A 6,468-nucleotide genomic window follows, 5' to 3' on the forward strand; every position below is an offset into this window, starting at 1 on the left:
AGAAGCTATACCGGGTTGAAAAACGCATGGCCGGTAAGCCTGTTGATGAGCTCTGGCGTGCACGACAAACTGAATCAAGCACCATCATGAGCGAGTTCAAAGCATGGCTGGATACCCAACTCACCCAAGTGCCACCCACCAGCATCATTGGCAAAGCGGTTCAATACACACTGAACCAGTGGTCAAAACTGCAAGTATACTTAACCGACGGGCGCATCAACATCGACAACAACCGTGCCGAGCGTGCTATTAAACCGTTCGTGATTGGACGTAAAGCTTGGCTGTTCGCCAACACCCATGGTGGTGCCGATGCCAGTGCGGTACTTTACAGCTTAGTCGAAACAGCCAAAGCCAACGGCCTACAACCGATTGACTACCTGATGCGCTTGTTCGAGCAATGGCCGCTTCTCAACGACAACAGTGATATCGACCACCTGCTGCCTTGGAATATCGACCTCACGCACTAGCGTCAATTATCTTGGCCGGTTAAATGGTCAGCAGAATTGCCCCACCTTGAGAAAAATAATACGGTCAATGTGTGCTTCTAGCTACGCTTACTAAGCATCCCTGCATCTTGCTCTACAAGGCGCATTTGAACTCGGCGAAAGCAAGGAGTCTGGAAGTATTGAGTACGAGTACTATTCTTCTTAATCAGCACTAAAACTAGAACAAGTGAACATCCCATCCATATCGCCTTGAAGACTTTCTAGATAACATTGCCACGAGTATCGTAGCTAAACGAGCGGTTGACTGCGTTACTCACGCTGGTTAAACGATTATTGCTGTAGTGATAAGTCAGCGTATCGTTCCCCAGCGTTTTTTGCGTGGTATTTCCAAGCAAATCGTCATCAAAGCTACCGCTTGCAGTATCCAAACGGTCGAGAATCCTTGCGCGTCATAGATGTGAGTAACGGCATCGCTTGCATCAGGGTAGCTAATGATAATGACTTTCCGATGCTGTCCACTTGTAACACCCTCTATATCCTCGCCCTTCTTCTCTTATTCGTATTGATGTAATATTCGCCATCATAAGCTCTGTATCCACTAAAGTTCCCGTCACTATTGCGTAATGATTCATACAGCTTTCAACTTCCTCCCATGGAGCTTGTTCAAAAAGAGGTAATAAAATTGCATGTTCCATGCGCGCAATGTCACTATCTGTCTTGTACGCAAAAAGATGCATATCACTCAAGTAACCCACAACCCTAAGCTCTCTGCCTAAATAACGTTCTGGCGAAGCTATTATTTTTAAAATTGATACAATTTCTATTGTATTTTTATCCGAATTTTCCTCTGCTCCAACAGAATTCATCGTTATAAATAAAATCAAAAATACTAACACTCTTCTCCATTTTTTGAACATGTCCATTCCTCCGTTTCAGAATCAAATTCGTATTCGTAAAAATCACCAGTTGCTTTATCCATTACAAAGATCGGCGCAGAGTCAAAATGTCGATTTGAATGCGTTTGGAGCCTTTCGATATCAACACCACTATGGTCTGCAATGACCCACGCAGCAACATTCTCAGGAATCTTTGCACTTCCACCAAATCCTGCACTATCTACGTCTCTTCCGAAAGCAGCGAAAGGGCTTACCTTCAAATCGGCCCTATATCCCTCGCCCGCGAAATAGACATAACTACCTAGGTCACGACTGGAATAGTATCCACTACAGTTGAGGTATTACATTACCAGCTATCTCAGACAATAGAGAGCCTGCAAAGGGGATTGCTCCGAGCGCTGCTTTTACTCCCGAAACCACATAATCTTTAGCATTGCTTTTAAGTTGGTTTTTCTTGGTTTCGCCAGCGTTACTCATTTATTAAATTCCTGTGTTAGCACTGTTCAAATTTTCGAACCATGACTGAGCAGAACTGTATTCGATATATTGAGTATTAATCTACTCTTGGGGCTCTCTCATTTGAGGTAGTAGATAGCTTGAGCCAAACGAAACTATTGCTTATTTAGTAAGCATCATAATGACTAAAAGCACTTCGCCGATCAAGCAACAAAAAATCCCCTATAGAACCAAGGAGCGGATTCAATAGGGGATTTTAGTATGATACTTTATTACTTAGTATGATACTTTATTACTACGCCACAAAAAGGGCCTTACGGCCCTTTAAATCATTCTACTGTAACACTCTTCGCCAAGTTCCGCGGCTGATCCACATCGGTGCCTTTAATAATGGCTACGTAGTAGCTAAGTAGCTGCAACGGCAGGGTATATACGATGGGCGCTACGATGGCATCCACGTGATCGAGGTTGATTACGCGCATGGTTTCATCGCTTTTGAAGTGGGCATCTTTGTCGGCGAATACGTACATAATTCCGCCGCGGGCGCGCACTTCTTCTACGTTCGATTTCAGCTTCTCGAGTAACTCGTTATTCGGCGCTACTACAATTACTGGCATTTCGGCATCAATCAACGCTAATGGGCCATGCTTCAACTCACCTGCAGCGTAGGCCTCAGCATGAATATAGCTGATTTCTTTTAACTTTAACGCGCCTTCCATTGCGATTGGATATTGATCGCCACGGCCAAGGAACAAGCTATGTTCTTTATCAGCAAACTCCTCTGCCAGCTCTTCAATTTCATCGGTAATCTTCAATGCTTGCTCTAGCTTGGTGGGCAGGGTAACTAGCGCATGCGCAATTCGCGATTGCATCGCCTCTTCCATGCCATTAAAGCGGCCAAGCGCACTAACGAGCATTAATAACCCTACCAACTGGGTAGTAAATGCCTTGGTAGACGCAACACCGATTTCGGCGCCTGCACGGGTTTGAAACGCTAAATCTGATTCCCGTACCATCGATGAGGTAGCCACGTTACAAATGGTTAAGCTAGAACGATAACCAAGTGTTTTCGCTAACCGCAGCGCGGCCAACGTATCGGCGGTTTCGCCAGATTGGGAAATGGTAAGCAACAAGCTACCGGGAAATACGTGCGATTTGCGATAGCGGAACTCGGAAGCAATTTCTACGTTACACGAAACGCCGGCATATTCCTCTAACCAATAGCGGGCCACCATGCCAGCATGGTAGCTGGTGCCACAAGCAATAATTTGCACATGGCGGATATCTTTAAAAATATCCGCTGCATTTTCACCGAAGGCCTCAACTATAACCTGATCAGCGGTAACGCGGCCTTCCAAGGTGTTGCGCACCGAAATTGGCTGCTCATGGATTTCTTTTAGCATAAAGTGGCGATACTCGCCTTTACCACCGGCATCGTATTGTAGATCGGAGGTAACATGCTCACGCTCAACGGGTTCGCCGGCGCTATCGAAAATACGCACTGAATCTCGATCAATAGCGGCTACATCGCCTTCTTCTAGATAAATAAACTCGCGAGTTACCGGCAATAATGCCAGCTGATCAGAAGCGATAAAGTTTTCGCCAATACCAACGCCAATAACTAGTGGGCTACCCGAGCGAGCCACTACTAATTCGCCTGGTTTGCGCTTATCCATAATTACCGTGCCATAAGCGCCTTCTAATTGTTTCACCGTGGCTTGTAGGGCTGCCAACAGGCTATCGGTGTTTTTCAGCTCATGATGCATTAAATGGCAAATTACTTCGGTATCGGTTTGTGAGGTAAACACGTAGCCTAGGGCCTGTAGCTTTGTGCGCAAACTCTCATGGTTTTCAATAATACCGTTGTGTACTACCGCAAGCGTGCCGTTGGAGAAATGCGGGTGTGCATTCGCTTCGGTAACGCCGCCATGGGTAGCCCAACGCGTATGCGCTATACCGCTATACCCATTTAAGCCAGTTTCTTCTAACGCATCGGCCAACGCCTGTACTTTGCCTATGCGTCGCACTTGGTGAAGGCTGTTATCATCTAGTAACGCCATACCGGCCGAATCATAACCACGATACTCAAGGCGGCGCAGGCCTTCTAATAAAATACCCGCTACTCTACGTTCTGCGGTTGCTCCAACAATTCCACACATGTTATTTGTTATCCTTTTTCACAGGCCGTTTCCACCCAGCTATATTCCGTTGTTTTGCTCTGCCTACCGCTAATTCATTATCGGCTACATTGCTCGTAACTACCGAGCCGGCGCCAGTGGTAGCCATACTACCTATAGTTACTGGCGCTACCAAAGAACTGTTTGAGCCAATAAAGGCTCCAGCGCCGATAGCCGTTTTATGTTTGTTCACTCCATCATAGTTGCAGGTGATGGTGCCCGCACCAATGTTTGCCCCAGCACCAATTTCAGCATCGCCAAGGTAGGATAAATGGCCCGCTTTCGCGCCCACGCCAAACACGGTGTTTTTTACTTCCACAAAGTTGCCAATTGCCGCACCTTCGCCAAGTTTAGTGCCTGGGCGTAAGCGCGCAAATGGGCCTGCTTGGGCGCCATTTCCTACTTCTGCGCCTTCCAGCACGGAGTTCGCCTTAATCCGCGCACCAGCGCCAATAACGCTATCGCGAATTACACAGTTCGGTTCAATTACCGCACCATCACCAATGTGTACATTACCTTCGAGCACTACGTTGATATCGATCACTACATCTTCGCCAACACTTACGTTACCGCGCACATCAATGCGTGCTGGGTCCATTAGTGTAGCGCCGGCAATCATCAGCTCATCGGCTTTACGGCGCTGGTAAGCACGCTCTAATACGGCCAGCTGCGCGCGATTATTGGCACCTTCAACTTCCGCAATCTCCGCGGGTTGGCTGCTGGCAATATGCACTCCTTCGGCCGCAGCCATCGCTACGATATCGGTTAAATAGTACTCGCCCTGCACATTGTTGTTGTTCAACTGGCTTAACCAACGCTTTAGCGCCTTGCCATCAGCGGCCATCATGCCGGTATTTACTTCGGTAATTTCCCGCTCTTGGTCATTGGCATCTTTATGTTCAACAATACCGGTAATCTCGCCTTGCTGATTGCGCACAATACGGCCATAACCCGTTGGATCAGGCAAGGTAACGGTTAGTAACGCAAGGGCGTTATCGGCTTTCGCAGCTAACAAGTTTTGCAGTGTTTCTGGGCGGGTAAGGGGCACATCACCATACAAAATAAGCACGGTGTCGTTATCGGTAATATGCGGGATAACCTGCTGAACAGCGTGGCCGGTACCGAGCTGCTCGGCCTGCTCAACCCAGTTTACCCCGTGTTGCTGGGAAAAATCAGCCAAATGCGCTTGCAACTGCTCGGCCCCATGGCCATACACTAACTGCAATTGCTGAGCGCCAATTAATAAGGCGGTATCAAGAACATGTTGCACCATCGGCTTTTGCGCTACCGGATGCAAAACTTTCGGTAAATTTGAGCGCATTCTTGTGCCTTTACCGGCAGCAAGAACAACAACATTTAATAAAGGTGAGGGCATGCGCCTTTCCTTGCAATAAGCGAATAAGTTTACTTCAATGTAACCCCTAGTTTACCAGTGTTTATAGCGGTTCGAAACGTTGAATTTCCAAGCTTAATAGAAGCTTTTCAATTGCGATAAAAAACCCAGCACAATGGCTGGGTTTTCGCTTATTTGAACGCCTTTGCGAACCTGTTTATTTGCCTTTGCGTTTCCGCAACTGTTGCAATACTCGCAACTGGGCAATTGCACGAGATAGTTCGGCAGCTGCTTCAGCGTAAGATAAATCTGGAGAAGAATGCGCCAGAGCTTCGCGTGCATCTTTGATCGCTTTCTCTGTTGCTGCTTCATCCAAATCGCCGCCACGCACTGCTGTGTCTGATAACACAGTAATGGTTTCTGGCTGAACTTCCATTACACCACCGGCGATGTAAAAAAGCTCTTCCTTACCTTCTTCAGTAACTACACGAGCCATGCCAGGTTTCAAGGCGGTCAGCAATGGAGTGTGGCCAGGCAAAATACCAAGCTCACCCTCACTACCTGTAACCTGGATAGAGCGAATATTGCCGGAGAACAAACGATCTTCAGCGCTTACTACATCCAGATATACTGTGGATACCGCCATTACAAACCTCCCGTTCGATTACATTTTGTTGGCTTTCTCGACCGCTTCGTCGATAGTGCCAACCATGTAGAACGCCTGCTCAGGCAAGCTATCGTAATCGCCTTCCAGGATGCCTTTAAATCCAGCAATGGTATCTTTCAACGATACATACTTACCAGGCGCACCGGTAAATACTTCCGCTACGAAGAACGGCTGTGATAAGAAACGTTGAATTTTACGAGCGCGGGCAACAACACGTTTATCTTCTTCAGATAATTCGTCCATACCCAAGATTGCGATGATGTCTTTCAATTCTTTATAACGCTGAAGAACTGATTGCACACCACGTGCAGTATCATAGTGCTCATGACCAATTACTTGCGGGTCTAACTGGCGCGATGTTGAATCCAATGGATCAACCGCAGGGTAGATACCCAACGACGCGATATCACGCGACAATACAACAGTTGCATCTAAGTGAGCAAATGTAGTTGCTGGCGATGGATCGGTTAAGTCATCCGCAGGTACGTATACC

The 6,468-nt window shown here is 47.1% G+C and carries 7 protein-coding genes and 1 pseudogene; 1 reads left to right on the forward strand and 7 read right to left on the reverse strand.

The features are described from left to right. The coding region (locus ACNA7P_RS10725) for an IS66 family transposase (RefSeq protein ID WP_416258625.1) at positions 1 to 467 on the forward strand (467 nt) is incomplete at its 5' end. Positions 468 to 934: 467 nt separating this feature from the next. Here ACNA7P_RS10725 and ACNA7P_RS10730 read toward each other — a convergent pair. From ACNA7P_RS10730 to ACNA7P_RS10760, 7 genes and pseudogenes are all read right to left on the reverse strand, one after another. Beyond that, positions 935 to 1,363 (reverse strand): hypothetical protein, encoded by a 429-nt coding sequence (locus ACNA7P_RS10730; RefSeq protein ID WP_416258626.1) that lies wholly within the window; start codon positions 1,361 to 1,363, stop codon positions 935 to 937. Next, entirely contained in the window at positions 1,336 to 1,602 is a 267-nt protein-coding gene (locus ACNA7P_RS10735) for a hypothetical protein (protein WP_416258627.1), read from the reverse strand. Before ACNA7P_RS10735 ends, ACNA7P_RS10730 begins: the two co-directional genes overlap by 28 nt. Positions 1,603 to 1,669: 67 nt before the next feature. Continuing rightward, the gene (locus ACNA7P_RS10740; RefSeq protein WP_416258628.1) at positions 1,670 to 1,819 is read right to left on the reverse strand and encodes a hypothetical protein; all 150 of its coding nucleotides are present in this window, start codon (positions 1,817 to 1,819) and stop codon (positions 1,670 to 1,672) included. Between the two features lie 308 nt (positions 1,820 to 2,127). Further along, on the reverse strand, positions 2,128 to 3,957 hold the full coding sequence (glmS, locus tag ACNA7P_RS10745; RefSeq protein WP_416258629.1) for a glutamine--fructose-6-phosphate transaminase (isomerizing): 1,830 nt from the start codon (positions 3,955 to 3,957) through the stop codon (positions 2,128 to 2,130). Between the two features lies 1 nt (position 3,958). After that, entirely contained in the window at positions 3,959 to 5,350 is a 1,392-nt protein-coding gene (gene glmU / locus ACNA7P_RS10750) for a bifunctional UDP-N-acetylglucosamine diphosphorylase/glucosamine-1-phosphate N-acetyltransferase GlmU (RefSeq protein ID WP_416258630.1), read from the reverse strand. 175 nt (positions 5,351 to 5,525) lie between these two features. Beyond that, complete coding sequence (locus tag ACNA7P_RS10755; protein WP_416258631.1) at positions 5,526 to 5,954, reverse strand: F0F1 ATP synthase subunit epsilon; 429 nt, start codon at positions 5,952 to 5,954, stop codon at positions 5,526 to 5,528. A gap of 18 nt (positions 5,955 to 5,972) precedes the next feature. After that, positions 5,973 to 6,468: pseudogene (locus ACNA7P_RS10760) on the reverse strand (F0F1 ATP synthase subunit beta); the annotation flags it as partial.

This window comes from Aliidiomarina sp., assembly GCF_047920995.1.
Classification (GTDB): domain Bacteria; phylum Pseudomonadota; class Gammaproteobacteria; order Enterobacterales; family Alteromonadaceae; genus Aliidiomarina.